At 46.9% G+C, this 1,036-nt stretch carries 1 protein-coding gene; it reads right to left on the bottom strand.

Features of this window, described 5'->3' with window-relative positions; all coding sequences use genetic code 11:
• Positions 1-1,036 (bottom strand): IMP dehydrogenase (guaB, locus tag VIM91_RS10115; RefSeq protein ID WP_331864699.1); only part of this gene is annotated, 1,036 nt, incomplete at both ends.

Here is a 1,036-nt window from a genome sequence, read left to right as displayed (position 1 = left end):
GCCTGCGTTGGTAACTCGTACAAAGGAAGGTTTGGTGTTCATCTCCAGAATATCCTTACAACCGGTATAACCCATACTCGAACGAACGCCACCAATTAACTGATGAATAATCGGGGACAACGAACCTTTATACGGCACACGCCCTTCAATACCTTCTGGCACAAGCTTATCTTCCGCATTAGACGACTGAAAATAGCGATCGCTTGAACCTTGTTTCTGAGACATAGCACCCAAAGAACCCATACCACGATAAGCCTTGTAAGCTCGCCCTTGAAAGTACTCAACCTCGCCCGGTGATTCTTCAGTACCGGCAAACATGCTGCCCAACATAATACAAGAAGCCCCTGCCACCAAGGCTTTGGATACATCACCTGAGAAACGAATACCGCCATCGGCAATCAGTGGGACACCCGTACCTTGCAATGCTTTAGCCACATTTGAAATGGCAGAAATCTGCGGTACACCAACGCCAGCCACAATACGCGTAGTACAAATAGAACCTGGCCCAATGCCAACTTTAACCGCATCGGCACCTGCTTTTACTAAGTCTAGCGCAGCTTCTGCGGTTGCAATATTACCGCCAATTACATCAATTTCAGGATACATTTGTTTGATCCATGAAACGCGATCAAGCACTCCCTGAGAGTGGCCATGGGCGGTATCCACCACAATCGCGTCCACGCCAGCCTTAATTAAAGCTGCAACACGTTCTTCCGTTTCCCCGCCGGTACCTACCGCCGCACCCACACGTAAACGACCATTAGAGTCTTTACTAGCTAAAGGATGCTCGCTCGACTTTAGGATATCCGTAACGGTAATCATACCTTTCAAATCGAAATTATCATTAACCACTAAAACACGCTCAATACGATGGGTATGCAACAAATCTAATACGGCGGTACGCTCAAATTTTTCTGGCACGGTCACCAATTTTTCTTTAGGTGTCATAACCGCACTAATTGGTTTTTTATGGTCAGTCACAAAGCGCAAATCACGCCCAGTCACCAAGCCGACTAATTTATCGCCATCCATAACA

The sequence above is a fragment of the Thiomicrospira sp. genome, assembly GCF_036568485.1.
Classification (GTDB): domain Bacteria; phylum Pseudomonadota; class Gammaproteobacteria; order Thiomicrospirales; family Thiomicrospiraceae; genus Thiomicrospira.
The sequence above is the reverse complement of the archived record's forward strand: the minus strand, read 5'-3'. Positions and strand labels throughout refer to the sequence as shown.